At 30.2% G+C, this 26151-nt stretch carries 23 protein-coding genes, 2 pseudogenes and 1 riboswitch; of the genes and pseudogenes, 17 read left to right on the forward strand and 8 right to left on the reverse strand.

The features are described 5' to 3' along the window. Nucleotides 1-106: 106 nt before the first annotated feature. The 3 genes from CN946_RS16265 to CN946_RS16275 all read left to right on the forward strand — a co-directional run bounded on the left by CN946_RS16265 (nucleotide 107) and on the right by CN946_RS16275 (nucleotide 4886). Entirely contained in the window at nucleotides 107-2020 is a 1914-nt protein-coding gene (locus tag CN946_RS16265) for a hypothetical protein (RefSeq protein WP_098862108.1), read from the forward strand. Next, nucleotides 2010-3881, forward strand: a complete 1872-nt coding sequence (locus tag CN946_RS16270) for a hypothetical protein (RefSeq protein WP_098862109.1) — start codon at nucleotides 2010-2012, stop codon at nucleotides 3879-3881. Before CN946_RS16265 ends, CN946_RS16270 begins: the two co-directional genes overlap by 11 nt. 447 nt (nucleotides 3882-4328) lie before the next feature. Then, nucleotides 4329-4886 (forward strand): hypothetical protein, encoded by a 558-nt coding sequence (locus tag CN946_RS16275; protein WP_098862110.1) that lies wholly within the window; start codon nucleotides 4329-4331, stop codon nucleotides 4884-4886. A 44-nt stretch (nucleotides 4887-4930) separates the two neighbouring features. Here CN946_RS16275 and CN946_RS16280 read toward each other — a convergent pair whose 3' ends face one another. Both CN946_RS16280 and CN946_RS16285 read right to left on the reverse strand, forming a co-directional pair. Beyond that, on the reverse strand, nucleotides 4931-5122 hold the full coding sequence (locus tag CN946_RS16280; RefSeq protein WP_056466342.1) for a hypothetical protein: 192 nt from the start codon (nucleotides 5120-5122) through the stop codon (nucleotides 4931-4933). 181 nt (nucleotides 5123-5303) lie between these two features. Next, the gene (locus tag CN946_RS16285; RefSeq protein WP_098862111.1) at nucleotides 5304-5768 is read right to left on the reverse strand and encodes a MerR family transcriptional regulator; all 465 of its coding nucleotides are present in this window, start codon (nucleotides 5766-5768) and stop codon (nucleotides 5304-5306) included. 506 nt (nucleotides 5769-6274) lie between these two features. On the opposite strand from CN946_RS16285, the gene CN946_RS16290 reads away from it, so the two are divergent. Next, complete coding sequence (locus CN946_RS16290) at nucleotides 6275-7615, forward strand: hemolysin family protein (protein ID WP_286133954.1); 1341 nt, start codon at nucleotides 6275-6277, stop codon at nucleotides 7613-7615. 63 nt (nucleotides 7616-7678) lie between these two features. On the opposite strand, the gene CN946_RS16295 is transcribed toward CN946_RS16290, so the two are convergent. After that, a complete protein-coding gene (locus CN946_RS16295; RefSeq protein ID WP_098428946.1) occupies nucleotides 7679-8068 on the reverse strand; it encodes a YueI family protein in 390 nt (129 codons plus the stop codon). A 311-nt stretch (nucleotides 8069-8379) separates the two neighbouring features. Between CN946_RS16295 and CN946_RS16300 the strand changes: the two genes are divergently transcribed. After that, complete coding sequence (locus CN946_RS16300) at nucleotides 8380-9483, forward strand: sensor histidine kinase (RefSeq protein ID WP_098862113.1); 1104 nt, start codon at nucleotides 8380-8382, stop codon at nucleotides 9481-9483. Nucleotides 9484-9548: 65 nt separating this feature from the next. On the opposite strand, the gene CN946_RS16305 is transcribed toward CN946_RS16300, so the two are convergent. Beyond that, nucleotides 9549-10223, reverse strand: a complete 675-nt coding sequence (locus tag CN946_RS16305) for a DUF4397 domain-containing protein (protein WP_176547348.1) — start codon at nucleotides 10221-10223, stop codon at nucleotides 9549-9551. A 338-nt stretch (nucleotides 10224-10561) separates the two neighbouring features. Continuing rightward, nucleotides 10562-10664, forward strand: a riboswitch (purine riboswitch). 32 nt (nucleotides 10665-10696) lie between these two features. Between CN946_RS16305 and ade the strand changes: the two genes are divergently transcribed. After that, nucleotides 10697-12418: an adenine deaminase gene (gene ade / locus CN946_RS16310; RefSeq protein WP_098862115.1), complete on the forward strand. Its 1722-nt coding sequence runs from the start codon at nucleotides 10697-10699 to the stop codon at nucleotides 12416-12418. Nucleotides 12419-12535: 117 nt separating this feature from the next. Next, nucleotides 12536-13224 (forward strand): annotated as a pseudogene (locus CN946_RS16315) (Crp/Fnr family transcriptional regulator). Nucleotides 13225-13272: 48 nt separating this feature from the next. Here the strand turns inward: CN946_RS16315 and ric are convergent. After that, nucleotides 13273-13980 carry an iron-sulfur cluster repair di-iron protein gene (gene ric / locus CN946_RS16320; RefSeq protein WP_098862116.1) on the reverse strand — a complete coding sequence of 236 codons (708 nt, stop codon included), beginning with the start codon at nucleotides 13978-13980 and terminating at the stop codon, nucleotides 13273-13275. Between the two features lie 384 nt (nucleotides 13981-14364). On the opposite strand from ric, the gene CN946_RS16325 reads away from it, so the two are divergent. Beyond that, nucleotides 14365-14586, forward strand: coding sequence for a hypothetical protein (locus tag CN946_RS16325; RefSeq protein ID WP_098428942.1), 222 nt, complete (start codon nucleotides 14365-14367; stop codon nucleotides 14584-14586). Nucleotides 14587-14839: 253 nt separating this feature from the next. On the opposite strand, the gene CN946_RS16330 is transcribed toward CN946_RS16325, so the two are convergent. Together CN946_RS16330 and CN946_RS16335 are read right to left on the reverse strand one after the other, a co-directional pair. Continuing rightward, a complete protein-coding gene (locus tag CN946_RS16330; protein WP_098862117.1) occupies nucleotides 14840-15064 on the reverse strand; it encodes a hypothetical protein in 225 nt (74 codons plus the stop codon). A 209-nt stretch (nucleotides 15065-15273) separates the two neighbouring features. Next, nucleotides 15274-15504, reverse strand: a complete 231-nt coding sequence (locus CN946_RS16335; protein ID WP_098862118.1) for a hypothetical protein — start codon at nucleotides 15502-15504, stop codon at nucleotides 15274-15276. 262 nt (nucleotides 15505-15766) lie between these two features. Here CN946_RS16335 and CN946_RS24045 point away from each other — a divergent pair, with 262 nt between their 5' ends. The 3 genes from CN946_RS24045 (at nucleotide 15767) to CN946_RS16345 (ending at nucleotide 18071) form a co-directional block, all read left to right on the forward strand. After that, a complete protein-coding gene (locus CN946_RS24045; protein ID WP_353616018.1) occupies nucleotides 15767-15919 on the forward strand; it encodes a putative holin-like toxin in 153 nt (50 codons plus the stop codon). A gap of 110 nt (nucleotides 15920-16029) precedes the next feature. Further along, entirely contained in the window at nucleotides 16030-17391 is a 1362-nt protein-coding gene (locus tag CN946_RS16340) for an NAD(P)/FAD-dependent oxidoreductase (RefSeq protein ID WP_098862119.1), read from the forward strand. Between the two features lie 29 nt (nucleotides 17392-17420). Next, the gene (locus tag CN946_RS16345; protein ID WP_098862120.1) at nucleotides 17421-18071 is read left to right on the forward strand and encodes a histidine phosphatase family protein; all 651 of its coding nucleotides are present in this window, start codon (nucleotides 17421-17423) and stop codon (nucleotides 18069-18071) included. Nucleotides 18072-18524: 453 nt separating this feature from the next. Here CN946_RS16345 and CN946_RS16350 read toward each other — a convergent pair whose 3' ends face one another. Beyond that, nucleotides 18525-19484 carry an LCP family protein gene (locus CN946_RS16350; protein ID WP_098862121.1) on the reverse strand — a complete coding sequence of 320 codons (960 nt, stop codon included), beginning with the start codon at nucleotides 19482-19484 and terminating at the stop codon, nucleotides 18525-18527. 403 nt (nucleotides 19485-19887) lie between these two features. On the opposite strand from CN946_RS16350, the gene CN946_RS16355 reads away from it, so the two are divergent. The 6 genes and pseudogenes from CN946_RS16355 to CN946_RS16380 all read left to right on the forward strand — a co-directional run bounded on the left by CN946_RS16355 (nucleotide 19888) and on the right by CN946_RS16380 (nucleotide 25757). Continuing rightward, the gene (locus tag CN946_RS16355; RefSeq protein ID WP_098862122.1) at nucleotides 19888-21459 is read left to right on the forward strand and encodes an L-lactate permease; all 1572 of its coding nucleotides are present in this window, start codon (nucleotides 19888-19890) and stop codon (nucleotides 21457-21459) included. A gap of 233 nt (nucleotides 21460-21692) precedes the next feature. Continuing rightward, nucleotides 21693-21821, forward strand: a complete 129-nt coding sequence (locus CN946_RS16360) for a YjcZ family sporulation protein (protein WP_088010572.1) — start codon at nucleotides 21693-21695, stop codon at nucleotides 21819-21821. 206 nt (nucleotides 21822-22027) lie between these two features. Then, nucleotides 22028-23032 (forward strand): annotated as a pseudogene (gene kamA, locus CN946_RS16365) (lysine 2,3-aminomutase); the annotation flags it as partial. Nucleotides 23033-23142: 110 nt separating this feature from the next. Next, nucleotides 23143-24729 (forward strand): recombinase family protein, encoded by a 1587-nt coding sequence (locus CN946_RS16370; protein ID WP_098862123.1) that lies wholly within the window; start codon nucleotides 23143-23145, stop codon nucleotides 24727-24729. A 134-nt stretch (nucleotides 24730-24863) separates the two neighbouring features. Continuing rightward, complete coding sequence (locus tag CN946_RS16375) at nucleotides 24864-25019, forward strand: suppressor of fused domain protein (RefSeq protein ID WP_098862124.1); 156 nt, start codon at nucleotides 24864-24866, stop codon at nucleotides 25017-25019. Nucleotides 25020-25280: 261 nt separating this feature from the next. Then, nucleotides 25281-25757: an RDD family protein gene (locus CN946_RS16380; protein WP_098862125.1), complete on the forward strand. Its 477-nt coding sequence runs from the start codon at nucleotides 25281-25283 to the stop codon at nucleotides 25755-25757. Nucleotides 25758-26151: the final 394 nt, after the last annotated feature.

Here is a 26151-nt window from a genome sequence, read left to right on the forward strand (position 1 = left end):
CAGGTTTACCTGGGTGTTTTTATTTGTAAAAAGGCCGTATTATTCATAATTTCTATACTATGAACGTAAAATGTAGGAGAAATGTCGGAAAGTGGGGGAAATGACCTTGAAATTAAAACGCGCATTGACCCAGAAATTAGCAAAAAAAATTCACAACTTTTTATTCCTTGGAAAAATTGTTACAGAAAGAGTAATGGACCAAGAGAAGCAGAGCTTACTTTATTATGAAGATGAAGATCATATTCGTTTTTATGTAGAGTGCTTATCTCCAATTCCATCAAAGTTAAAAGCTAGTTTTTCAACTCAAGATGTTTTGTTTGTAGGGACAACTGCAAATAAAAATAATGAAAGTAAAATAAAACCACTAATTAAAAGTAAGAAAAAAGATGACATAATTGAAGGATTAAAAAAGATTTTTGATACTAAATTAGTCATGTTTCGTCTTGAATATGCCAATGAAGTTGTCACAGCAGATCTAGTTGAGTTTTTTGATGGGAAAAGGGACACATCCTACCATCTTCTGCCTGTCATAGAACTTAGGGGAGAGGGAAAGCGTGAAGAGGTCGAAAACCGCCTTATAAAAGGTTCTTTGCCAATACATCTGCCAAAATATTTTAATGACTTTGATCAACCAGAATTTGTCTTTTATGAAAATAGACTATATGGCAATTTGTTTTTAAAATCGATGATGAATGATATTAGTTATTTAGAAAAACAAAATGAAGTTACATTTCAAGATTATGATGAAGATGAACTTAAAAAGTCCTTTATTCATTTAAATCATTTAATTTATTTTATTCCCGAAAAACAGTGGGAAGAGTTGTGTAAAAACTTTAAAAAAGAATGCAAAGAACTTATTTATACGCAAGAATTTACTGAGAAACAAGCTTTTCCAATTGAATGGAGTAATGATACTGAAAATGCTTTTATTGAACGATTTTACCAAAATTGTTTGCAGCAAGGCTTGTTATATGAAAAAAAAGATATTATTAATTTTCATATATGTTGTAAGTTTCAGGCTCTAACAATTTTAGGTGGTGTAAGTGGTACTGGGAAATCTCAATTAGCACGTATATATGGCGAAACCTTAGGACTTGAATTTGGTAAGGAGTTATTATTTGTTCCAATTTCACCATCTTATCGCGAACATTATGATTTATTAGGTTATTTAAATCCAACTACAGGGATTTATATAGACTCTGAGACGGGATTAACGAAATTACTGATTGAGGCAGAACAATTTCCGCACAGGATGTATATGGTGATCTTTGATGAAATGAATCTTTCTCAAATTGAACATTGGTTTAGTAAATTTCTATCAATTTTAGAAATGCCTCAGGATAAGAGAGTGATTACTCTATTCCATGATCATAACGTAGTCATTAATCAATATTATAAGCCTAAAGTAAGAATCGGTAATAATATTATTTTTGTTGGAACAGTTAACTTTGATGAAACTTCAAGTGAGTTTTCTTTAAGACTGTTAGACCGTGTAAATATAATCTCACTTAGATCAACTTCATTCGTAAATTATGCAGAAAAGATGGATAATGAAAATATTTATGAAACTGTACCACAAATATATATTAATGCAGAAAACTATAGTAATTGGACAAAGAAAACTTTAAGTGCATCTGAGCTTACAAGTGATGAATTAAAGTTTTTTGATGAGTTTAATAAAATAGTTGAACATTCACTAAGTGAGCGAATAATCTCTCCACGTATGATTAAAGATTTATCAAACTATTTAGCTAACATACCTACTCTTCCTTCTCATATTCAATTCGAACGGAAAGAAGCGATCGATCTCTTTGTTAAGCAACGCGTATTAACTAAAGTTAGGGGATTATTTGCTAATTTAGAAGAATTAATTGGTACAGGTGAAGGGAACGAGCAGGAAGGGCTACTAAATATGGTCATGAAATCTAATTTAGGTAGATCAATTTCTGACTTTGAGTATTCTATGAAAGAATTGAAAAAGAAAAGAAAGCAGCTGGAGATTGATGGATATGTCAACTAATAATAGTCCAGAAATTTTTGAGCCACTATATCTCCCATTTACGATTGCAATTCTTGTCGGAACTAGGGGGAAAGAGGAAAAAATATCTCTTGATGCACTTACAATGAATCCAAAAGAGGCTTATTTATTTGCCTATGAAATACAGGAATTAAAAAGATTTTTATTTCAAGTCGATGGTGAGTTTGACGGTAAAATTACGTTCGTTTGGAATAATCTTTATCATTTTCAACAAGAAAACCTGGATGATCAGCAGTTTATTTTTACATCTGAAAAAAGAAAAATATTAATATATGAACATGGTAAAACCGAGAATGCCTATCCTTGGAGATGCGGATATTATGAATTTTGTATTATTTATCAAGAACAACAATTTTATGGAATGATAAAAATAGTACCGAAAAATTTAGATTATGATCAATTAGAGTGGATGCATTCAACATTAAATCAACAAATAAATGGAATAATGAATGACTCGCAATACTTTAAAAAATCTTCCGCTTCATTTACTCAAAATGGAACAATGTATTTTTGGCCGATTATTCGATTTATCGAGTCAAATGAAGAAAGACTACTAGTTGCAATTCAGCAGTTTATAAGTAAATTAAAGCGGAAACAAAAAAAGGAATATGAATTAAAAAGACAGGTAAAAAAATTAGATTTTAATACAATTAGATGGACCTTATTGCATCCAGCCATTTCGAATGCAACTAATTTAACAATGCAGCCAGTTGTTCAAGAAGAAAATTATATCGATGAGATAAAGTATGCTAAACATAAAGTTCGTAAATTTCTACTTACAATTGAAACATTATTAACTTTTGTAAAATATGAATTAGTAAAAGACAAAAATAAAATGGATCAAATCGATTTTCAAGTCAAGGATATAGAAAAAATGATGCAGAATGTAGTTGGGAATGGCTCAATTACTGATCGAGAAAAAGCGAAATATAGACAGTCAAAAATGTTAAAAGAGTTAGAATTAGAAAAATTAACTAAAAGTGTTTCAGAAAAAGAACGCATTACGAATTCTTTGGAGAAACTTTATGAAGTTTATTTTAGAGAATATACAATTGGAATCTTTCGTATAGTGACGGATACTGATACTTCAAAATATCCAACTAGTCCATCGAAAGTATTTTTAAATTTTATTCATTCCTTAAGCTTGTTTGATAAAAAAGTAAAGGAGTATGGAAAAAAACAAATGCTTTTACCTGTATATAAGCCGACTTTTTTACTATATGAATACTTTGTCTTTTTCTCATTATGCGATATTTTCTTAAAGTTAAAATTTAAAAATGATTCTGAACCGTTAGCTGAACAGATTTTAATGCATATAAAAGACGATGAGTTAATGGATGGAGCATTTGTGTCTCTTGAAAATAAAAGTTGGATCATTAATTTAGTTTATAACGAAATTATCGAGGGAAGTCCACAAGTTTCACTGCTAAAAGGAACAAATTTTTTTAGTGGTGAAGAGTCGAAAAAACCGGATATTAGACTAGATTTTTATCGAAAAAAAAATAAAGAATACGTTGCTTCGATCATTTTTGAAATTAAATATAGTCCAATGTTTAATATTTATCAACCAGTAGGAAATACAAAGGCAATGGAACAAATGTATAAATACTGGGGGCTAAAGTATGTTGAACGTGTTAATGGGAAAATGACATATGTGCGAAAACCGATTAACGAAGTGATTTGTTTATATCCGGGTAGTAATGTTCATCGTAAAGTTCTTGAAGCGGGTTGTGGTACTTATATTCAATTTTACCCTAAGAAAAAGGGCGAGGATTTTTATGAACTTGTAGGTGAAAGAGAGTTAGTAGAAATAATAAACAGAACACTTGAAGAACTTAAATAATCCAAAATTGAACTTTGCGGTTCGATTGTAATTGAAACTGAATTTAGACAGTCAACCAAACAAAATTTATATGCCCTTTACCAATCGATGGCATAGGGCATTATTTTATAAATCGAAGATGTATTTTTGGCATTTTGATACATTGTTTATATTATAAATTACGAAATAATATTTCGGTTGAAAATCTAAAATATCGTATTAATCTATACTAGAAAACTAATTATGAGATAATTTTGATTTCACAAATTATACATAATTAGTTATGTAAGCGTTGCCAAAAGCTAAATTTTACCATACAATAGAGCCATATATAAACAGGCCAATAAAATATTTTTTTAACAAAATAACTAAATAGAATTAAAGAGACAATATTAAAATTTGGTATAAACGTTGTTTTATAGACGTAAGATAAGAATATTTATATTGGAATTTTAGGGGTGAGTGAGAGTGTTTCGTGTTATTCATACAAAAGAAGAGAATAATTTATTTAACGAGCTTTGGGGAGATTTTTGTGAAGAAAACGAAATACCTTTCTTAGTAAGAAGTAATGAAGTTACTCGTTATGGAATTTGTAATTCGGATAAAAATTTAATTGGTACCCTCGAGTTTAGTAAATATAATATTGAAAATGAGGATAAAAATAAATATTATTATAATTTTTCCGAAAACAAATATATTAAATATATTCAAAATGAAGAAATCTATGAAATTGGTAAATTATTAATTACTAGAGAAAATAGAGGAAAAGGATTTTTTAAACAAATATTACTAGCGTGTTATGATCATGCCAATCATACTAACGCTGATTGGTATATTGGTACTATAAATAAAAGACTATATATGTTTGCTAGAAGTGCAGGATTTAAAATTTTACCGATTGATGAATACTTTGAAATAAGTGATGATATTATTGCTGTACCATTTTTATTGGATATTAAGCATGCTATTAAGTTATTAAAATATTCAAATGAATTTAAAGAAATATTAATGTATTATGATAAGTAATTGCGAAAAACTCAGGGATTAACCTGAGTTTTTCAATTTGCAAACTATTCTTGTTCAAGAATACCTGCTGCCTGATTCGTTTGATTATAAGCTGTTTGACAAGCTTGAAGCGCTTGTTCGATTCTTTCATGGTTTTGGGGTTTTTCAACGGTTTCTAATGCAGATTGAAGACATTCAATTGCGTGTTTAAGTTCAGTAGTTGCATCCTGAGTATATTGTCGCGCATTTTTTTGCATGGAAATTCCTCCTTTCATACAAATTTATTTTTGACCAACATTCAGTTTAGTATGTAAAAAAAACGTAGAAGAAAATTCTTCTACGTTTTTAAATGCACGCCAAACCTTTGCATTCATTATTACCGCACTTGGCTTTGTTCTAAAGTTCAATTCATTAACCTTTAACATTTCTCTAGATTTTTTATACTCCGAATATCGATAAAATTGCAAATCGTTTTTTCGGTTTAAATGTAATAATCTTTTTCTGATCCTCTAAATCCGCTTTTAATAAGGCCACTTGTTCATTTAATTGTTCTACTTGATTTTCAAGGGTAACAACTACTTTCTTTAAATCTTCAATTTCACATCGATGTTCCAAAATTTGTACTGAAACGACTTCATTTGCTTTTGTTTCAACTTTTTCTTCAAGTTTTATTAATTTTTGTGTTAATTCTTTTATAATATCAATATGATAAGTGTCATTTTGTTTTGGTTCGATCGTTTGCATCGAATCTTCATAAATTTCTTTAATTTGTTCGATTTGTTCGTCTGTAAACAAATATCCATTATGAGTTTTCTCTACTTTTAAATTACCTTTTTTTAAAAAAAATAATACTTTTTTATTTGTTAATTGCAGTTGTTCTGCCACTTGAGAAGTTGTATACATACGCTATTCCTCCTCCAAATAATTTATATATTAAAAATTCTTTATAAAACTGCACATTCCTTTGAGGTTGACAAAACTAGTGTTGACTCGGCAAAAGTTCTTAAAATCCATCGATTAAATAGGTTCTAAACCTTCAAAATGGCTGAAAATGTAAACTTAATTACTTTTGTATTGATTTTTATCGAAATACGGTTTTTTACGGTGTTTTTAATAAAATATTCTACCGATTTTAGAATATAAAGTAGATAAATAGCATATAATGCAAGACACTGTTCTGAGAAGGAAAACAGAAATAAGGTAAAGAATGGTAATAATAGAGAAGGCATCTTTGAGTGTTAAAACAGAAAATGCAGAACCTTTTCTAAAATCATTTCGATCCTGATTTGAGAATGCCTAAAAAAAAAATTTTGATAACAAATTATTTATCTGAATATACTAAGATAAGCCTAATTTAAAAATATTAATTATGAAGATGGCCTTCACTTCCAATTGGAGGGATGACTCAATTGTTTGGAATTGGTACTAAGTTATTATTAGTTGTTGTATTAATTGCATTTACTGCCTTTTTTGTTGCATCAGAATTTGCAATCGTTAAAATTAGAAGTTCTAGAATTGATCAGTTAATTGGCGAGGGAAATAAAAAAGCAAGAGCGGTAAAACGAGTAATAACACATCTCGATGAATATCTTTCAGCTTGTCAACTTGGTATAACTGTTACGAGTTTAGGTTTAGGTTGGTTAGGTGAACCAGCCGTAGATGAATTATTGCATCCATTGCTTGACGATTTGCATTTACCTACTGCAGTAAGCGGCACGATCTCTTTTTTACTTGCTTTTGGAATTATTACATTTATTCATGTTGTAGTTGGTGAATTAGCACCTAAAACAATCGCTATTCAAAAGGCTGAGCAAATTACATTAAAGTTTTCTCCAGCTTTGATTCTTTTTTACAAAATTACCTATCCGTTCATTTGGTTGTTTAATAATTCAGCGAGGATGGTCTTAAAAATATTTGGACTTCCTCCTGCTTCAGAACATGAAGTTGCTCATTCAGAGGAGGAATTAAGAATTCTACTTTCTGAAAGCTATAAAAGTGGCGAAATAAATCAATCTGAATTTAAGTATGTGAACAATATATTTGATTTCAATATGCGAGTAGCAAAAGAAATTATGGTTCCTCGAACGGAAATGGTTGCAATTGACTTACGTGAAGCTTTTCATGAGAATATTCACTTTATGAGCACTGAAAAATATACGCGTTTTCCTGTTGTAGATGGTGATAAGGACCATGTCGTTGGTTTAATAAATTTTAAAGATGTTTTTACTGATTTTGTTCTTCATAAAGGGGAAGCAGAGGTGAAAACACTTGAACAATATATTAGACCAATCATTCAAGTTATTGAATCAATATCAGTTCATGATTTACTTGTTAAAATGCAAAGAGAACATATACATATGTCGATATTAGTTGATGAATACGGAGGTACATCTGGCTTAGTAACAGTTGAAGATATTTTAGAAGAAATTGTAGGGGAAATTCGAGACGAGTTTGATGTTGATGAGAAAGAGGATATAAGTAAAGTAAACGAAAATAAATTCATCATTGCAGGTAAAGTTTTAATTAGTGAAATTAATGATGTTTTTAGCTTAGACATTGATGATACAGATGTTGATACAATTGGTGGATGGATTTTAACTGAAAATTTTGATGTGCAAGAAGGAGATTCGATTAAATATGAAAACTGTACATTTAAAGTCCTTAAGTTAGACGGACATTATATAAAATCAATTGAATTAACACGGGAATCGATTAAAAAACCTGAACTTGAAGAAGAAAGCGCAACTTAAATTGTAAAAACAATTGAGCTGCGCTTTTATCCACATTATAAGAAATTTCATATACCGAATTAATTAGAAATTAGTTGATTTATAAAGCTCATCTTTAATAAATATTTCATTTTTATCAATTGCGTCATTATGCGTAACGACAAGCCCGATCGGAGTAGGGACGGGTAAATTATTGACTAGTGAAAAGGGAATATTTTTTTTCTTTGCCATTAAAAGATATTTTGAAATTGTATTATAGGGAAGTGTACCGTTTAATAATAAAGTAACATTCTTCATATTGATTGATTTTTCAACGATTGGATAAATTGAATTTGCCATCACTTGACTTGTAGTTAAAGCAATTTCAATTCTTTCGCGAATTGTTCCTAAAAAAATATTTCGTTCTTCAATTTTTATTTGCTTTTCACCATAGATACCTTTAATTAAATAATCTTCAACTTTATTTCCAGCCATTGAAATACCTACCTTCAGTTTATTAATTTAATTGTATCTAACTTTATTCTATTCTACACACCATATTATTGACATTTTTGCGTACTTTTAGTTTTATAATAACTAGGACAGTGACAATCGTAAAAGTTCAGTTGCTGAATGAAATGAAAGAAATATTCATCAATTTAATTTACGATTTAATCAGAATATTGTAAAAAATATTACTTTGTCGTAATAAATTCGACAAATTTTTATTTTTTTACTTAACGAATATTTAAAAATTTGTTACTATTTAATTAATAGATTTTTTATTGGAGGTGTTCCTTATTGATATGTCAATAGAGAGTAGGTATAGCACTTTCATACAGGAAAGTATGCCTACATTAGTAAAGAATTGGGTCGCTAAAGCGGTAATTAGCGATAATGATCCATTTAAATCCGAGATTATCATTAATGGAACTAAATTGATTGACATTACGTTATTATTTATTATGGGCAAAATAAATGAGGATCAAGTCAGAGATTTGGCACATAAAATCGCCCTTGAACGAGCTAGAGCAAGTGCTAACATCGGAGATTTTGTGTATAACTCAAATATAGCTAGAAGTGAACTATTTAAACATTTGTCTGAATTTGAAGAAAGTATTAGTCTACTTCAGCCACTCATTAATAAAATTAACTACGTTTTTGATCAGTTTATTTATTTTACAGTAAAACATTATTCATATCTCATTACACAAGATATAGAAGAGAAAAAACAGTTCATTGACGAGACTCACAAAGAGAGACTTACAATCCTAGGACAAATGTCTGCAAGTTTCGTTCATGAATTTAGAAATCCACTAACTTCAATAATTGGATTTGTAAAATTACTTAAAGGTGATCATCCACAATTAAAGTATTTAGACATCATAGATCATGAATTGCATCAATTAAATTTTAGAATTGATCAATTTCTTCATGTCTCGAAAAAAGATCATGATCAGATAGTAGAATCTTTTTTAATTAATGATTTATTTAAAGAAATCACAGAATTCTTATATCCAAGTATTGTAAATTCGAATGTCATTTTACAAGAAGGAAATTCACAAAATATATACATACCAGGTTTCAGAAATGAACTACGTCAAGTTTTACTTAATATATTAATGAATTCAATCGATGCCTTGGCTGAAAACGATGGTCAAAAAACGATTCATTATCAAGTTTCAGACTTAGAGGATATGATTGAAATTCAAATAAGAAATAATGGACCTAAAATTAGTGAAGAAAGCATACGGACAATTTTTGAACCATTTGTTACGACAAAAAATCATGGTACCGGAATTGGCTTATTTGTATGTAAACAAATCATTGAAAAACATGATGGCAATATTAAATGTTTTTCTGATGATGAATGGACTGCATTTTACATAACGTTACCGAAAGAGGCATAAAAAAACTCGGATTGATTAGTCCGAGTTTTTTATTTTGTATAAGAGATAAGTATTAAGTGAACAGTCTAAAACAATGTAATAACGTCAAATTTGGGGCTCTCTTCAACACACCCTACTGAAATTAAATCATATACTATATTTTCTTTAAACTTTGATTTATAGAGAGGAAATATGATCATTTTCGTACCCGTTAATCGTATTTCCAAATTAACTGTCATAGGCGATATAGGCAGATATTCTGAGGCTTTTCGGTATGGGACATTTGGGAAAACAACATCGCCTTCACCAGCCTTTACTGCGAAATCTAGATTTGGTGAATTAGGGGATAAATTTATAAAACGGATTTTAGCTTCGCCTTTAGGCAAGGTATGATTATCCATATATGAAAACAGAGAAATTTGGTCTAAGTTATAACCAATAGCTATCGTATAATTTTGTTCAGCAAGTAAAGATATTTGTTCTGAATGAATTGGTTTTGATTGATCATTAGCTTTAAAAATTTCGACAAAGTGTACCCCGGAAGGTAAAGCTAAATAGTGAGTTGATTCTTTAAAAGTTAAATTCGAAATAAATTTTGTGCGATTAATATAAATGTCTAAGCTTATTTTTTTAGGTAAAACGTTAACGAGTCTTATAAAAGCTAAATTTTGCTTTATTATTTTGTCCTGTTTAATACTTATTGGTGCATCATTTTTTATTAGCCTTTGGAACGAATCAAATCGATTAAAATTAACTTGCAACAAATTGTCCTCTTTTTTTGAATAGGATGAAAAATGATTAAAAATATTAGGGTTTCTTCGATTTTTTTGTACGACTTTGTTCAAACTACATACCTCCTATGATTACCATCCTACGATCCCATTTAAAATAGTATTCATTAACGAGAATATTATGAATTATTTTATATTTATAACCCTTAAAATAGTTATTGCTTTTTAGAGTCAAAATTTAATAGAATACTATCAATATAGTTTTTTACAATTAAATAGTAGCTAATTAAGTTTATTCACTTTAAATTAATTGAGTCAGTATAAAGACAACTTCCTAAAACTTGTTTTTTCGTCTGAGCCCTAAAAAATAAAGTAATTCTTAATACGCTCGTATAATTTTGGAAATAACCGGTCCAAAAGTTTCTACCAAGCTGCCGATATAGTTTGACTACGAGAGATATGACATAGCATATTCTCTCCTATATATTTAGGAGGAAACAAACATGAATCTACATGAAATGAAAACGTCAACAAAAGCTGAAAAGGCTGATTTTTTAATAATAAATGGGAAAATAATAAATGTTTTTACGAAAGAAATAATAGAAGATTCAATCGCAATTACAAATGGAATAATAGTTGGAATAGGTGATTATGAGGCTAATGTAGTAATAGATGCTGAAGGGAAATATATATCACCTGGCTTTATTGATTCCCACGTTCATATTGAATCATCAATGGTTTTACCTAGTGAATATGCGAGAACTGTACTACCACATGGAGTAACAACTGTTATTTGTGATCCACATGAAATCGCAAATGTTTCTGGAGTGGATGGAATTAAGATGATGTTAGACGCTTCAGAAAATATTCCGTTAGATGTTAGAGTTATGTTACCATCCTGTGTACCTGCAACCTCATTAGAGCGTGGGGGAGCCATACTTTATGCAGAGCATTTAGAGCCTTTTATGACACATCCGAAAGTACTTGGCTTAGCTGAAGTAATGGATTATCCTGCAGTTATGTCGATGGAAAAACAAATGATCGATAAATTAAAATTAGCTCACGCTTATCAAAAGCCAATTGATGGTCATTTAGCTGGGTTAACTAAAAATGAAATAAACACATACTCGTATGCAGGTATTTCAACTGATCATGAATGTACAAATGTCCAGGAAGTAATGGAAAGACTGAGAGCAGGGCTATATGTTGCATTTAGAGAAGGGTCCGCTGCAAGAAATCTAAGTGATTTATTACCTGCAGTAAATGATCGAAATGAACAGCGAATTATGTATTGCACAGATGATAAACATTTAGACGATATCATGAAAGAAGGTTCGATTGATTTTTGTATTCGAACAGCAATCGAATATGGAATTGACCCAGTGACTGCCTATTCGATGGCAACATTAAATCCAGCAACATGCTATGGTTTAAAACAAAAAGGTGCAATTGCTCCTGGATATGAAGCAAGCTTAATATTTTTAAACGATTTAGAATCAGTAGAAGTTGCGGACGTATGGTGTAAAAATGAGTTTATCGTTAAAAACAAACAAATTAGTAAACTAATTAAAAATGAAGAGTCTAATTTAATTAATTCAAAAGTAAGCTTAGGGGATCTAAAGATTGAAGATCTTGAATTAAAAACAGACTCAAAAACGCTTGCAAATATAATTGAAATTAATCCGAATAGTATCGTAACAAACCATTTAATTGAAAAATTATCAAGTGAATATACTCATTTTATTCCAAGTGTCGTCGAAAACTTATGTAAAATAGCAGTAATAGATCGCTATCATTCTGAAAAAGAGATTGGTCTAGGTATTGTTAAAGGTTTAAATTTAATTGAGGGAGCAATCGCTACAACCATTGCTCATGATTCACACCAACTAATCGTTGCCGGTATGAATGATTATGATATGTATCTTGCAATTAAAACAATTGAAGAAATGAACGGTGGAATTGTAGTCGTATCATCTGGAAAAGTAATTGCCAAATTATCATTACCGATTGGCGGTTTAATGAGTAATAAATCTGCTGAAGAAGTAGAAGCAGGTTTACACCAAATTGAAAAATCATTACTTCAAATTAGACCAATCAATACATTTAACGCGTTCTTAACATTATCATTTCTAGCGCTACCTGTTATTCCGAGTATAAAACTAACTACTAAAGGTTTATTTAATGTAAATGAATTTAAATTTATTCCGGTTTTTCCTGGTGAATAAATATAATAAAATGTAGACTCCTATAAAGGGGTCTTTTTTTGTTAATTATATAAAGTAGATAGGTAAATACTTGTATTTAACGAAGTAGAAGGAATTTTTTATAGAGGAGTATATTGAATGTCAGATGTGATTTTTAATCATTTTAAAAGAGTACCACTTTTTAAAGATCTTTCGGATGAAGAGCTTCAATCGATAGTTGATATTTCACATATGAGATTATATAAAGCAAAATCATTTGTCTTTTTGCAAGGAGACAAACTTGATCGCGTGTTTTTTATACACTCTGGAAAAATAAAAATACATATAACTGATCAGTCGGGTAGAGAACAAATTGTTTCGGTACCACGAACAGGTGAGATGTTTCCACATGTTGGTTTATTTCGAAAAGGAACCTTCCCAGCACATGCTGAAGTGCTTAAAACAGCAGAGTTAATTATCACACCAATCGCTGACTTTGAGCAAATTCTGATTAAATATCCTGTACTTTGTATTAAGTTGTTAAAGTTTCTTGGAGAAAAATAATTGATCTACAAGCTAGATTAGTTGAACAAACACTACATAATACATATGATCAAGTCGTCATGTTATTACTACGATTATGTAAATCGAATGGGGTATCTTTAGATGAAAATCACTATAAAATAACAACTCATTTTACGAATCGCGAACTTGCTAATATGATTGGTTCATCCAGAGAGACAGTAAATCGTACTATAAATCAATTAAGAAAAAAGGAATTAGTTAAAGTTGATTCAGAAGGTTTTTTTATAATAAAAATGGAAGAATTGCAAGCGGAACTTAACTAAAGAAGGAGCATGACTTGTCATGCTCCTTTATATTTTTATAAACTAGAATTAATTCTTAACAATTGCTCGTTTAAGCAATATATTATTTTCTAAATGGATATGTTGGAATGTGTCAGCCTCTAAAGCTTCAAGTCTTTGATAAACAAGGCGGTAAGTACCACAAGCTTCTTTTGGTGGAGTATAGTCATTTGTAATTTCACGTAATTCTTTTAAAATATCTCCAGCAGAACTGTGCTCATTTTCTAATTCGCCAACGACATTATTTAATTTCATGTAATTTTCATCAGTTGGGTTTTGTTCATATTCTAAAATCAATTTAAAATCCGTTGTTTCTTCCTTCCAAGTATGTGCCTCTAATTCAGTTTTTAAATCAAAGAACAACTTGTGTAATCTTACTAAATGAGGTTGCGTTTCTCCGTGAACACGCATTACTTTTGTTACATATGGACTTAATAGAGGTAATTCCTCATTTAAAAAACGATGATGATTGGTCACGATATGTTCGATTAAATCACTACTAGAAGCTTCTTTAAAATCAATTAATACTTCGTTTGATAATTTTTTTTCGTGATATAAGGTATTTAGTTTTGATAGAATTTCATCTTTTGAAAGTTTTTTTTCTTCAATCGCTTCGATTAAAGGTCTATTTCCACCACAGCAAAAATCAATTCGATAAGTTTTAAATAGATCACTTGCCTTTGGGAATTCAGTTACAATCTCACTAATTTTAGAGAACTCATTAAATGGTTGATTCATTTTAATACCTCCATAAGATTTTTGTTGTTTTGTTTTTCTAAAAAAAGAATACCAAATAGATAGATATAAATTTGTGATATAAATCACAAATTGAGTTTTTTTAGGAATAAGAATAATAAAAAACATAAACAAATAAAAAATAATATGATTAATACAATTATTTCAGTAAGTTAAGCCAACAATAAAATGACTCAAGAAAAATACTTGAGTCATTTTACTATTTTGAATTCATTTGTCAATTTGTAATCAAGATTATACTTGTATGATTAATTTAATTAAAATCTACGAAATTTTATATTGAAGAATTTGAAGATATATTTGTATTAAGGGCAGTATATAAAAGTATTTATGACGATCAATTCTAAAGGTTAAGGAGAGATTTAAATGGAAGATAAAATTGATTTTTCAGAAAAAATACATATAGGTGAATTAATTGCGGTTTCTAATGTTTACGGTTTAACTCCATATACGCTTCTTTTAGAGCTTGAAAAAGGTAATATTGAAGTTTTCCTTTCTTTAGATGAATTTAACTCAAAATACAGTGACACAACAGATCTGGACTGGTGTCAATTGAATAACGGTAAAGTTTTTTCCAAAAAAGATTAAAGAGTAAAACGGTAATTGCTTTGAAATTTTAATTAAATACAGAAATAAGTTGTCATTCAAATAATTTTCATTACTTTAAATGTTCTTACACCTATGGATTCAGGTTCATCAATCTAACAATCAATCTTAAGTGGTAAAAGTTATAAGAGGTAAAAGAGAAGTAATTTGCGAAACATATTTTAATTTGATTTGATTGCTTCAGAGAGTTAATTTTACTTTTGATAGAATTTTTACGTAATACTTAATATTGTATTTAACTTCTTTTATTCAAGACGATCTCTCCGAACATGGCCAATTGATCATTATTTAAATTATCTCGATCTATATTTGGTAGAACAACTGATATCAGAAAATTAACTTCGCTGTTTAGCCGAGTGATTTCTTCTAATAAATGAATTTGTATTCCTTTCATTTCGTTGATTACCTCTAGAAACAAATCTTCCTTATTACAATTCAATTCATTATTTTTATTGCTCATATCAAACACCTCCAATGAAATTTATTCGTTGTAAATACTTCAATATCCTTTATGAATATTGCTTTTTTAATTTCATGAAAATTAAATTTTTACAATCAATTAGATTAATTGAATTTATTTAAGGGATTTACAATGCAATAAAATAAAAAAACTCAGCCAATAATTTTAGATTTTGGCATGAGTAGGATTATTTAATAAATACAACTAATTCATTCCCCAATATTTTCTTCAAACCACTCCTGAAGCTCTTTTAATGATGTAAAGGAGAAAATTTCTTCTCCGTTTTGCACGTTATCAATACCAGTGTTTCCTCTTAAAGTAATTTGTCCTTCTTCTCCAGAAATTAAAATTGCATAAGGGTGGTTTATGTTTATATATCTTGCATCTAAATCATTATCAATCCAATTCTTACTATTCAAAAATGCTTCGAAATGATCCATTTGTATTCCTCCTGTCGGTGATATTGTTCCAATTTTTAACAAAAAATAGACCTAAAATAATTATGGGAAAAATTAGGTTACCAGTAACAAAGAATAATCTTCATATATTCGGATGAATGTTGCTTTTGGTCATTCTTAGTACAATTGAGATTGGCCATTATGAAACCGATGTAATTTTTTGAATGCACAATTCCATTATTTCTGTTATTATTTCCCCAATTTTGAAGAGTGTTTCAAAATTTAAAAAATAAACGATAGTTTAATGTATAGGACAAACTTGGTTCCGGGAAGGCTTAAAAGTAAGGAGGCGGTTAGTATAATTACTTTCGAAGTTTTATCACTAATGATTAGCTTTGGTATGTTTGTGATCGCCATTTTAGAGTTTAAAGATAAGGATAAGAATAAAAATTCTTGAACACGCTAAATAGGGCGTGTTTTTTTACAGATAATTTCTGTCAAATAATACTTAAGTATCGTAACTAATGTACAATTAGAATAAGTGAAAAAATCAAGAAGGTGAAAAAGATGTATGATATTACAATTATCGGTTCAGGTGTAAGTAGCATTTTTTTAGCATATACATTATTACAATCAAATCAAAAAGTATTAATTTTGGAAAAAGGAAAGACTTTAGAGGAAAGGGCCTGTGCTATAGACAAAGGCGGAATATGCAATTGCGATGTTTGTGGTAAATATTATGGCTTTGCAGGACTTGGTAAATCAGAAGGGAAATTTAACTATTCATGTGAATTTGGGGGAGAATTAGCTCAAAAGGTAGGCAGAGAAAATCTTGAACAATTAATGAAAGAGGTTGACGATCTATTATGTCTTTTTGGAGGAGGTTCTGTACAAAAATATTCAACTGTAAATGAAAAATTGACTAAAAAAGCCGAGGATTGCAAGTTACATATGTTAACGACTGAAGTTAGACATCTCGGTACACGTCTTTCAACAGAAATATTCGAACGACTATATAACGAATTATCTAGTAGGATTGATATTCGCTTTGAAGTTGATATTCTAGATATTAAAAAGGAGAATAATCTATTTTTTTTGGATACTAACTTAGAAAAATTCGAATCTAAAAATGTAGTATTTGCAACTGGCAGATCCGGAACAGAATGGTTAAATGATCAGTGTACTTCACTTGGAGTTAAACAAGGTAGAACTCGTTTAGATTTAGGGATCAGAGTCGAAATGAAAGAACAACAGCTTCGTTCAATTTTACAAGATACATTCGAAACGAAACTCTCTTTTGAATATGATGAATTGATTTCAACTACATATTGTATGAATCCAAAAGGTAGAATCATTCGAAAGTTTCAAGAAGGATTAGTTATGCCTGACGGACAAAATTTTAAGGAAAAAGAATCAGGAACTACTTATTTAAATTTTACTTTGTTCACACCTAAATATTTTCCATCACTGAAAGAAGCAAATCTTTACGCTAATAATATTATAGGGAAAATAAATAATGGTTTAGATCGTATTGTTGTTCAACGATTAGGTGATTTACTAAACGGTGAGTCTACAACTAATGTGAAAATGGAAAAAAACAGTATAAAGGCAACATTAGATGCCGATTGCGGTGACCTTAAAAATGAAGTTCCTAATTTATATTTGAATATTTTACAAGGATTTTTGAATCAATTGGAAGAATTTATTGGAGAGACAATTGATGAGGATACACTTCTTTACGGAATGGATGGAAAGTTTTATTCACCGATTATAGAAACCAATTCAAACTTTCAAACGAGTTTAGAGGGATTATTTGTAATTGGAGATTGCTCTGGAGTTACCCACTCCTTATCCCAAGCAGCGGCTAGTGGGATTTATTTAGGTAAGGTTTTGGCAATTAAGGATCAATATTTATCGTGTTTTAACTAGATTTTAAAATTCACATTGTGGGTGATTAGATGAAAAATAGAATTCATTTATATTTAATTAGGCATGGTGAAACTTATTTAAATCGTTATAAAAGAATGCAAGGATGGGCCGACAGTCCATTAACAGAAGAAGGAAAATTAGTAGCCATTGAATGTGGAAATAGATTATCAGATATCCAGTTTGACCGTGTATATACTAGCGATTCTGGTAGAACTGTCGAAACGGCAGAACTAATTTTACAGCAGAACAGTTACGAAATTCCTGTAATTAGAAAAACAAAAGCCTTTCGAGAGTCCTTTTTTGGTAGTTTTGAAGGAGAATTCTCAGCAGTTGCCCTAGGTAAGGTTGCAAACGATCACGGTTATACTTCCTTTAGAGAACTATTAAGAAATCGATCCCTAGAAGATATTACAAATTTTATAAAAGAATCTGATCCATACCATCATGCCGAGAGTTACTCCGAGTTATGGGATCGAATTGAAAAAGGGCTAAATGAACTAATTATCGAAAATAATAAAAACGATGAGAATGTATTAATTGTCACTCATGGAAATACGATTCGCAATATTGTAAAAAAATTTTCAGAGGAATTTAATATTGAACTAGAAATAAAAAACGCTAGTATCACAATCTTGGAATACTCATCTGATACATATAAAGTGATTTCTTTTAATCAATAATTTACTAAGTAATCTTCTCAATTAATGATCAAGTTTTCGTAAAAGGAGTAGAGTGATGTTGATTTCCATTGCAGGATTCTCGCTTTCCATGGGGCGAGNNGCAAGCCTGCGGGGTCTTTAGGCTTCCAGCATATCCCATAGGAGTCGAGCATCCCTCCATTCCAATCAACTAATTAATCAAAAAAAGTTTACGATAAAAACCTAATCAAATAGCCTTTACTTAGTGTAACATAACAGAATATTAATCAGTTTGTAAGTCAAATGAGTTTGAACATCAACTTATAAACTAATCATTAAAACAATAAAACTAAAATTTGCTCTTATTATTTTAATTTCCGAAAAAAATGCATTTTAACATCAATAATATTCCACTAAATTTTGTATTCCCTATAGACCCTTTTATCTGAAAAAAGAGAAGGATACAACCTTCTCTTTTTTGTGAAGTTCAATATATCATTTATTTTTCGTTTTTTTATTACCATTACTATTTTTACTATTTATTACTGGGGCAGGAGCTTTAAAAAATTGCTTGATTGTTTGTCTGTTCTTAGAAAAATTTAATTTTAGTACTGCTCCTGAATGTTCAACAGTTTCGTTTGTAAAGCCAGCATCTACAGGAATACTTAAGCGATCAATTTTTTCAATTGGTTGTGAAAATGCAATGGAAGCAAGCGAAAGAATTTCATCTAATTTTAAGTCAGTTGAAACATATTTTGTTGTTTCGTCCAGTAAAAGGGGTACTCTAGCGATTCCACCAAAAGTATTTAACTTTTCTTTAACGGCACTAACGACTTTTAACAATACTTCTTGCTGCCGTTGAACTCTTCCAAAATCATTATCATGATCATGTCTAAAACGTACGTATTTTAAGAGCTGTTCACCGTGTAGTTTATTTTTTCCAGGTTTCATTTTTAAGTTCATATCATTAATTATTGATTGACTGACATTAACTGTTATACCTTCTGGAACAAGTGTATCTACAATCCCAACAAAACCTTTAAAATCGATTATAACCGTATGGTCAATTGGAATACCGAGATTATTATAAATTGTTTCTTTTAATAGTTTTTCTCCACCTAAATAATAGGCCTGATTAATTTTTCCGTAACCATACTTATATCCTTTAATTTTAACATATGAATCCCTTAATATTGAGGCAACTTTTAAAGTTCTGTCTTCAACATTATATTGAACTACTGCAATACTATCTGAACGTGAGTTTTTTTCGCCCCTTGAATCAACTCCTATAACAAGGAAAAATAATGAGTTTTTTAAAAGTTTATTTTTAAAACTCATTTTTTGCTCACTAAGTGGATTTGATTGGCTTTGGCCATGATCTGATGGTTTAATTTGACAACTGGTAAGAAAGAAAACAAGAAAAGAAAGAAGGCATATTCGCAAGAACTTTGACATGAATCTATTACTCCTTCTATATGTTAGTTGGTCTATTTATGTATTTTAGTTTATATTTCCCCTCTAATATTTTGAAAATACATAACAAAAAAGGAAAAAAGAGATACCGTATTTTTCCATAAGTGGAAATAATAGTGGATTGTTATGAAATAATTTTTAGTATAAAATAGTCTTTGTTAAATGTTTCACAAGTGAAAACGAAGAAATTAGCAAAATGATTTATTTTTTTATAACTATTTGTGAAATAATTCACAAGTTTATAGCATGTTTGAAATAATATTAATTATTTTATAGGGCAATATTAAAAATAACAATGTTTGTGAAGTTATTTAACAAAATAATTAGGTTGGATGCTAGATTTTAGAAGGTTAAATCTAAGAACCTAAACAAGGGAGTAAACCAAATGTTAGTAGATAGTTTTAATCCATTTAATAATCTTGCAATTTCAGCACTAGTTGCGTCTATACCGATTCTTTTATTTCTTTTATGCTTAACAGTATTAAAAATGAAAGGTATTTATGCAGCGTTATTAAACCTTGGAATTACGTTTATGATCGTACTAACTATCTTTAAATTACCAATTGGCGAATCAATTGGAAGTGTTACTCAAGGAACCATTCAAGGATTATGGCCGATAGGTTATATCATTGTAATGGCTGTGTGGTTATACAAAATAACAGTTGAATCTGGGAAGTTCGATATTTTACGTAGCAGTATAGTCGGTATATCGAGTGATCAACGGATCCAGTTTTTATTGATTGGATTTTGTTTTAACGCATTTCTTGAAGGGGCAGCAGGTTTTGGAGTACCTATTGCTATTTGTGCGGTATTATTAGTTTCTGTCGGTTTTAAACCATTACAAGCAGCTATGCTTTGTTTAATTGCAAATGGTGCATCTGGTGCGTTTGGAGCAATTGGAATACCAGTGGGAATTATTGATACATTTGGATTACATGGTGTAACTTCAATGAAAGTTTCAATCATGACTGTACTAACATTACCGATTATTAATTTTACGATTCCATTTCTATTAATTTGGTTAATCGATGGATTTAAAGGGATTAAAGAAATTTTACCTGCAATTTTAGTAACGTCAATTACTTATACAGTTTCTCAAGCAATTATGACAATCTTTTTAGGTCCAGAGTTAGCAGATATTATTCCTTCATTATTAACAATGGGTGTTTTAGCATTATTTCTTAAAAAATGGCAACCTAAAAATATTTTCTTACTTAATGGGAAAGAGTTTAAAATTGAATCTTATTCAATGGCTGATGTGATTAAAGCATGGTCACCATTTTATTTACTAACAATTTTCGTATTAATTTGGAGCTTAAAATCATTTAAAGGTTTATTCGCTGTTGGAGGAGCATTAGCTTCTACTGTAATAAAATTTGTTGTTCCAGGTTCTACTATAAACATTAGCATTGATCTAATCGGAGCAACAGGTACTGCAATATTATTAGCAGGATTAGTCACTATTTTCTCCTCTAAATCAATAAATGTAGGGAAGGGGTTTGCTCTACTTAAAAAAACAATCTCTGAATTTTGGATACCAATCATAATGATTTGTGCAATTATTAGTATTGCAAAATTAATGACATATGGAGGATTAACAAGTGCATTAAGTCAAGCAGTTGCACACACTGGAGATGCATTTCCATTCTTATCTCCAATTTTGGGATGGATAGGGGTATTTATGACTGGTTCTGTCGTAAATAACAATACTTTATTTGCTCCAATTCAAGTTTCAGCTGGTAATATTTTAGGTACAAATCCTTCGTTATTAGTATCAGCAAATACTGCAGGTGGGGTAATAGCAAAACTAGTTTCACCTCAGTCAATCGCAATCGCAACAGCTGCAGTAGGTGATACAGGTAATGAATCAAAATTAACAAAGATGACTTTAAAATATAGTTTTGGATTACTAGCATTTGTTTGTATTTGGACATATATATTATCATTTATTTATTAAGTTTTAGAGTCTTGGGAGAATTTTTCTCAAGACTTTTTTTCTTAAAGTTGATTTTTCGAAAAATTGATTATTCATTCATAGACCCGTAAGTTTAGTTCTATAAGACCCTGTTTAGATCAAAAAATCGATTTAATTTTGAATGAAATATGGTCAAATGCCTATGTAACAAGGATTGTAGACCTTACATATACTTTATTGTGATTTCTAAAAGTTAAGTGAAGGAGGCAATCTTTATGAAGGGATATTCACCTTACTACGGCGGAGGCTACGGTTGTGGCTGGGGATGCGGCGGAGGATTTGCGTTAATCGTTGTATTGTTTATTTTATTAATTATCATCGGTGCGTCTTTTGTAACCTGCTAAAAAACTATTGAGCGTCAGCCACAGATACCGACTAACGATTAGTTAGTCGGTTTATTTCATTTTACACAGAATTCATACTGTTTTTTTAAGTTTTACTCTTTTCACCAACTTTTTATTTAGTGCATATAAAGAAGTAGGTATATAACTAGAAAATTTTACTTAATTTAGTAAATTTAAATTGTCCTATTAAACAAGGAGGACCATAAATGAAAAATCAGCTATATAAACCTCAAAGACATTGGAAAGATATTCCTCTATGGAAAGATGTTACGGATGAACAATGGAACGATTGGCTATGGCAATTAACAAATACAGTCAGAACATTGGATGACTTGAAACAAGTGATTGATTTAACGGAAGATGAAGAAGAAGGGGTAAGAATATCAACTAAAACAATTCCATTAAATATTACTCCTTACTATGCTTCTCTAATGAATCCAACCGATCCACGCTGCCCCATTAGAATGCAATCTGTACCAATTAGTAAAGAATTAAATAAAACAAAATATGATTCGGAAGATCCACTAGGAGAGGATGATGATAGTCCAGTTCCCGGATTAACCCATCGATATCCAGATCGAGTGCTTTTTTTAGTTACAAATCAATGTTCAATGTATTGTCGCTACTGTACAAGACGTCGATTTTCAGGTCAAATTGGTATGGGAGTACCGAAAAAACAATTAGATGAAGCAATCGCCTATATTCGTGAAAATGAAGAAGTAAGAGACGTACTGATTTCAGGTGGGGACGGTTTATTAATTAATGACAATATTTTGGAATATATTTTAAAAAATTTAAGAGCTATTGATCATGTGGAAATTATTAGAATTGGCACGAGAGCACCCGTAGTATTTCCGCAAAGAATTACTGAAAACTTATGTGAAATATTAAAAAAATACCATCCAGTATGGTTAAACACACATTTCAATACGAGTATTGAAGTAACCGAAGAAGCAAAAAAAGCATGTGAAATGCTTGCAAATGCTGGCGTTCCAGTTGGGAACCAATCAGTTATTTTAACAGGGATTAATGACAGCGTACCGATTATGAAAAAGTTAATGCATGACTTAGTAAAAATAAGAGTCAGACCATATTATATTTATCAGTGTGATTTATCAGAAGGAATTGGTCATTTTAGAGCACCAGTTGCAAAAGGCTTGGAGATCATTGAGGGGTTACGTGGTCATACTTCTGGTTATGCAGTACCTACTGCATTTTTATAATGCAGTACTTTAAATTTCATTGTATTATTAATTTTATACTAAATTTTGTACGGTTTTATCCTTTTATACAATATTAATAATTAGGGGGAGGATTACTTATGAAAATCGTTGAAAAAAATAACATAGCCACTGATATATATAATGTTGCTATTTACTTACGAATATCTCAAGAAAAGAAGGGCGAAAATGCAGACACATTACTTAATCATCGAACTATGTTAATCGAATATGCTAAAGAATGTGGATGGGCATACGATCTGTATCAAGAAGTACTAAGCGGAGGTAAATCAGAGTTAAGTGAACGTCCGCAACTACAACGCATGTTAAACGAGATAGAGCAATACGACGGAATATTGGTAGTTGAATTAAGCCGTATAAGCCGTAATGGGCTTATTAGTGAAAAGGTGTTGCAGACATGTGTAGATTATAATAAGCCTATTATTACAAGAGAACGAATTTACGATTTAGCGAATAGCCAATCTGACGTATTAATGTACCGCTTTGGAAGTTTAATTGCGTCACAAGAACACTCCCTAATAGGTGCTCGTAGTAAAAATAATAAGTTATCAATGGTTAAACAAGGTATGCACGTTAGTGGTACTGTACCATATGGATATAAACGAAATAAGGATACTAAAAGGTTAGAAATAGATGAGAGAAGTGCAGATATTATTCGCTACATATTTAAGCTGCAAAATGAAGGATTAGGTAGTTATCGTATACGAGATATCCTTAATGCGGAAGGATATAAAAGTGCAACAGGTAAAGCATTTAACTTACCAAGTATTAGACGTATCATTCGTAATCCAGCTTATAAGGGAATGGTAGTGTTTAATGATCGTAAACGAGTTAAACAGAATGGTAAATATGTATATGTAAACGTTAATACGATAGAAGTAGAAAATGCACACCCCCCAATTGTTAGCGAAGCGGATTGGGAAAAGGCTAACGGTATTCGAGATGCTAGAGCAGAAACAGCAAAGATTATAAGAGAACGACCTAGCTCTGTAACAGGGGTAACTATTTTAAAAGATTTATGTTATTGCCATAACTGCGGTAGAAAGCTAGTGATTTGTAAAAACAATCGAAATGAAAGTTATTACATTAAAGGGTGCGAGTACTTAATGGAGGATGGTACAAAATGCCCCAATATGGGTATAAATGCTATTTACGTTGAAGAGTTGGTAATGGAGGAAGTAAGTAAATTAAGAGGTGAAATAGAGCTAGAAATTGAACGCCTACTTAATAATGATACAACTAATTTAACTGCCAATTTAGAAGAACAGTTAATCCATATAAACGGGAAAATAGAAGTACAAACAAAACAATTTAACAAATTAATTGAATTAGCCATAAATGGAGTATTTACCGTTAATGAAATAGCGAATAAGAAGGAATCGATAACCGATACGATTGAATCACTAAATGCAGAACGTGAAGAATTGACTGTTAGGCTAGCAAATACCAATACTGCAACAGTAACAGAAAAGCTTACTAATGTTTTAACTGTGTTGGATGATATTGAAAATGGTAATGCAGATTCTATGGAGATCAATACGCACTTAAAACGATTTATACGTAAAATATATTATAGTCGTTTGCTAGATTCAGAGTTGATAAATCTATCGCCAAATAATCCGATACGTAGGAATGCACCGTTTACGATTGAATTAGAATACCTATGATAGCATTTGTTATCTAAGGTATTCTTTTGTTGTGATCTAGATGGTTTATTTTTCTTAGTAGATAAAAAATAAAAAAGTAAATGAAATATCATTAAAAAAGATATTTCCTAGTAAATAGTCGTAACAAGCTTATCATGATTAAGAAAAAGAAAGTTACTTGGTTAATGATTGCTCCTATTTCAGAAGAAGAAAAAAATTATGCAGAGGAATATGGAGTAGAAGCATTAGAAACTTTATTCGAAGAGAAACAAATCAATATTTTTGACTTGGAGCGCAATTCTTCAATTTAAATCCTTATTCAACTAACGCAATGCTTTAGTTGAACAACATAATCGGCTTTTTAGCCGATTTTTTTATTAAGCTAAATGGCAGTTTAGTTGCATAAGGATTACTGATAAAATCATGTGGAAAAGGCAGAATTCCCCCAAGTTACAATGGTGGATATACAATGTATAATTAACTGCAATTAACAAAGGGATAAAATCAACGTATATGCTTTTAAAGCAAGCGTTAGTGACAACTTATTAAAGCTTTGGAAAAGGAGTTAGTTAATGGAATACGTACTCTCTAGTAGAAAAAGAAGGTTCTTTGCGTCCTTGATTGATGGAATTATTAGTGGAGGATTAGCATTTTTAACGTTTTTTATTTTAAGTTTAACGCATGCTAAATTCTTAGAAATAAGTATGCGTGAAATGTTTGACAAACATATTGTATATTCGATAATTTACATTCTTATTACATTAGTGCCAATAATTGTATTTGAAATTATCATACCAACTTATATTTGGAGTGGGCAAACAATTGCTAAGAAGTTGTTAGGCATTAAAGTGATAAAAGATACTGAAGAAGTTGTTACGATTAAGACAATGACATTACGTTCAATCTTAACTTTATTGGCAGGAATAAATATTCCAGTCTTTAGCCAAATAATGAGTGTTGTAGGTTTAATAGATTCATTATTTATTTTTAATGATGATAAAAAGACACTGCATGACATAATCGCAAAAACTAAAGTTATATATTGTTAAAGTGATGGTATCGTTTCGGTCTTCGGGAGCTTATAGCAAAATTCAAAAGACTAATATAATAAAAACCTTATGTAACTAACGCATGCATTAGTTGAATAATATGAAGTCTGCTTATGCAGACTCTTTTTTTTCATTGGTAAAAATGTAGAAATAGGTGATGAGTTGAGACTTAACAATAATTAAGTACAAATTTGGAGAAGTTGTTTATAATTGGAATTATTATCATTGAACAGAAATTCATGTAGAACATAAAAATACTTATTATATTTCTCATTGTAGACGTTAAAGGGTACTCAATTTATTAAAGCAATCAATTTACTCTGAGAAATAATATATCAATTCAGACTTATTAATAGAAGCGAAGTTAATAAAATGGATCCTTAATATAATTGAA

Source organism: Bacillus sp. AFS053548 (assembly GCF_002575105.1).
Lineage (GTDB): Bacteria > Bacillota > Bacilli > Bacillales > Bacillaceae_G > Gottfriedia.

Coding starts and splice junctions, on each gene's coding strand:
- CN946_RS16380 (WP_098862125.1), top strand. CDS start 25,281: ATGGAATACGTACTCTCTAGTAGAAAAAGAAGGTTCTTTGCGTCCTTG.
- CN946_RS16330 (WP_098862117.1), bottom strand. CDS start 15,064: ATGAGCAATAAAAATAATGAATTGAATTGTAATAAGGAAGATTTGTTT.
- CN946_RS16360 (WP_088010572.1), top strand. CDS start 21,693: ATGAAGGGATATTCACCTTACTACGGCGGAGGCTACGGTTGTGGCTGG.
- CN946_RS16285 (WP_098862111.1), bottom strand. CDS start 5,768: ATGTATACAACTTCTCAAGTGGCAGAACAACTGCAATTAACAAATAAA.
- CN946_RS16355 (WP_098862122.1), top strand. CDS start 19,888: ATGTTAGTAGATAGTTTTAATCCATTTAATAATCTTGCAATTTCAGCA.
- CN946_RS16350 (WP_098862121.1), bottom strand. CDS start 19,484: ATGTCAAAGTTCTTGCGAATATGCCTTCTTTCTTTTCTTGTTTTCTTT.
- ric (WP_098862116.1), bottom strand. CDS start 13,980: ATGAATCAACCATTTAATGAGTTCTCTAAAATTAGTGAGATTGTAACT.
- CN946_RS16370 (WP_098862123.1), top strand. CDS start 23,143: ATGAAAATCGTTGAAAAAAATAACATAGCCACTGATATATATAATGTT.
- CN946_RS24045 (WP_353616018.1), top strand. CDS start 15,767: ATGTATAGGACAAACTTGGTTCCGGGAAGGCTTAAAAGTAAGGAGGCG.
- CN946_RS16375 (WP_098862124.1), top strand. CDS start 24,864: ATGATTAAGAAAAAGAAAGTTACTTGGTTAATGATTGCTCCTATTTCA.
- CN946_RS16295 (WP_098428946.1), bottom strand. CDS start 8,068: ATGGCTGGAAATAAAGTTGAAGATTATTTAATTAAAGGTATCTATGGT.
- CN946_RS16345 (WP_098862120.1), top strand. CDS start 17,421: ATGAAAAATAGAATTCATTTATATTTAATTAGGCATGGTGAAACTTAT.
- CN946_RS16280 (WP_056466342.1), bottom strand. CDS start 5,122: ATGCAAAAAAATGCGCGACAATATACTCAGGATGCAACTACTGAACTT.
- CN946_RS16270 (WP_098862109.1), top strand. CDS start 2,010: ATGTCAACTAATAATAGTCCAGAAATTTTTGAGCCACTATATCTCCCA.
- CN946_RS16325 (WP_098428942.1), top strand. CDS start 14,365: ATGGAAGATAAAATTGATTTTTCAGAAAAAATACATATAGGTGAATTA.
- CN946_RS16340 (WP_098862119.1), top strand. CDS start 16,030: ATGTATGATATTACAATTATCGGTTCAGGTGTAAGTAGCATTTTTTTA.
- ade (WP_098862115.1), top strand. CDS start 10,697: ATGAATCTACATGAAATGAAAACGTCAACAAAAGCTGAAAAGGCTGAT.
- CN946_RS16300 (WP_098862113.1), top strand. CDS start 8,380: ATGTCAATAGAGAGTAGGTATAGCACTTTCATACAGGAAAGTATGCCT.
- CN946_RS16335 (WP_098862118.1), bottom strand. CDS start 15,504: ATGGATCATTTCGAAGCATTTTTGAATAGTAAGAATTGGATTGATAAT.